The 2,073-nt window shown below is 66.3% G+C and carries 3 protein-coding genes; all 3 read left to right on the top strand.

Annotation, left to right across the window (positions count from 1 at the left end; translation table 11 throughout):
* The coding region (locus tag EOA22_RS31590) for an ABC transporter substrate-binding protein (protein ID WP_164756109.1) at positions 1–742 on the top strand (742 nt) is incomplete at its 5' end.
* A gap of 4 nt (positions 743–746) precedes the next feature.
* A complete protein-coding gene (locus tag EOA22_RS31585) occupies positions 747–1,451 on the top strand; it encodes an ABC transporter ATP-binding protein (RefSeq protein WP_127390508.1) in 705 nt (234 codons plus the stop codon).
* Positions 1,452–1,456: 5 nt separating this feature from the next.
* Positions 1,457–2,073, top strand: a 617-nt coding sequence (locus EOA22_RS31580; protein WP_164756108.1) for a branched-chain amino acid ABC transporter permease, incomplete at its 3' end; no start/stop codon positions are given.

Below are 2,073 nucleotides of genomic sequence, written 5' to 3'. Positions count from 1 at the left end.
GCTCGGCACCTATCCCGCCGACAATGTACAGGCGACGGCGGTTGCCGACTTCGCCGTCTCCGAAGGCAAGAAGAAGGTGTTCCTGCTGACCTCGCCGGACTCCACCTACACCGCCAATCTGCCGGAATATTTCGGCAAGGTGTTCGAGAAGAAGGGCGGCACCATTGTCGGCCGCGGCACTTTCAGCATGGGCCAGCCCGACTTTTCCGCCGAGATCACCAACATCAAGGGCTTGGCCGATAAGCCCGACCTGATCATGACGGCGGCCTATGAGCCCGATTTCCCAGCCTTCATCCAGCAATTGCGCGGCGCCGGCGTCACCATCCCGGTCTATGGAGCCGATGCCATCGGTACGCCGACCATCAAGGCGCTCGGCAAATTGGTCGACGGCGTCGTCTACACCGCGGCCGGCTATGCCGAGCCGGGCAGCAAGCTCGAAGCCTTCAACGCCGCCTTCACCAAATATGCCGGCCATGCGCCGGAATCGACCTATGAGGTCAATGGCTACGAGATCGGCCTGATCCTCGACCAGGCGGTCAAGACGGCCGGCTCCGACGACCCGAAGGCGATCCGCGACGCCATCGCCGGCCTCAAGGATTTCGAGGGCATCACCGGCAAGATCACCTATGCCGGCACCGACCGCATGCCGCTGCGGCCAGTGGCGCTGATGCGCTACGAGGGCGGCGAAGGCAAGCATGTCGAGACCCTGATCCCCGAAGCCGCCGACGTTCCGGCGCCGTGATGTCATGCTGAGCGTCGAAGCCCTGAAAATCCGGTACGGCGAGGTCGAGGCGGTGCGCCGCGTCGACCTCGCCGTCGACAGCGGCGAGATCATCGCCCTGGTCGGCGCCAACGGTGCCGGCAAGAGCGCGACGCTCGGCGCCGTCGCCGGGCTGGTGCCGGCGGCATCGGGCAAGGTGGTCTTCGACGGTGTCGACATCACCGGCCTGGCGCCGGAGGCGATCGCCCGCAAGGGCGTCGCGCTGGTTCCGGAAGGCCGCCGCATCTTCGCCAGCCTGACGGTGGCCGACAATCTGCGTCTCGGCGGCGCGGTGCATCAGCCGGCGGCCGAGGCGCGGCTGCGCGAAGAGGAGATGCTGGAGCTGTTCCCGATCCTGCGCCGCTACCACCGCGTCAAGGGCGGCAATCTGTCGGGCGGCGAACAGCAGATGCTGGCCATCGCCCGCGCGCTGATGGGCAAGCCGCGCATGATCCTGCTCGACGAGCCCTCGCTCGGCCTTGCCCCGCAACTGATCGACACCGTCTTCGACCTGATCGCCGAACTGCGCCGCAAGGGCCTGACCATCCTTCTGGTCGAACAGAATGTGGCGCTGGCGCTCGAAATCGCCGACCGCGCCGTCGTGCTCGCCAATGGCGAAGTGGTGCTGTCGGGCAGGGCAAAAGAACTCGCCTCTTCGGACCTCGTCCGCCAGGCCTATCTAGGAGCTTAAGAAGCATGATCGCGCAGCAGATCATCAATGCGGTGAGCCTCGGCGGCGTCTATGCGCTGCTGGCGCTCGGGCTGGCGATCGTCTTTTCCATCGTCGGCCTGATCAACTTCGCCCATGGCGAACTGATGACGCTGTCGGGCTATGCGCTGCTGGCCTCGCTGGTGCTTGGCTTTCCGTTCCCGGTGGCGGTGCTTGTCGCCGTGTCCTGCGGCGCGCTCGCCGCTGTCGCCATGGAGCGCATCGCGTTCAGGCCGATGCGCGGCGCCAGCGTCACCAGTCTGTTGCTGACCAGCTTCGCTGTCTCCAGCCTGCTGAAGGTCGTCTTCCAGAACGGCATTTCGGCGCGGCCGCAGGCTGTCGCCATGCCTGGCTGGATGACCGGCGCTTTCTCCTTCGGCGATTTCACCATCGGCGTCGGTCCCAGCATCTCCATCGTCGTCTCCGCACTGGCGCTGATTGCGCTGGAAGTCTTCCTGCGCCGCTCGGTGACCGGGACGGCGATGCGTGCCGCAGCGGAGGATTTCGACGTCGTGCGCCTGATGGGCATTCCGGCCAGCCGCATCATCGCCACCGCCTTCCTGCTCTCCGGCCTGCTCGCCGGGCTGGCGGCCATGCTGTGGGT

The organism is Mesorhizobium sp. M7A.F.Ca.US.014.04.1.1 (assembly GCF_003998745.1).
In the GTDB taxonomy this organism is placed as follows: domain Bacteria; phylum Pseudomonadota; class Alphaproteobacteria; order Rhizobiales; family Rhizobiaceae; genus Mesorhizobium; species Mesorhizobium ciceri.
Note: the sequence above shows the minus strand (reverse complement) of the source record. Positions and strands in the feature narration are given on the sequence as shown.

Excerpts from the sequence above, each read along its gene's own strand:
- EOA22_RS31585 (WP_127390508.1), top strand. The coding sequence starts at position 747 with ATGCTGAGCGTCGAAGCCCTGAAAATCCGGTACGGCGAGGTCGAGGCG.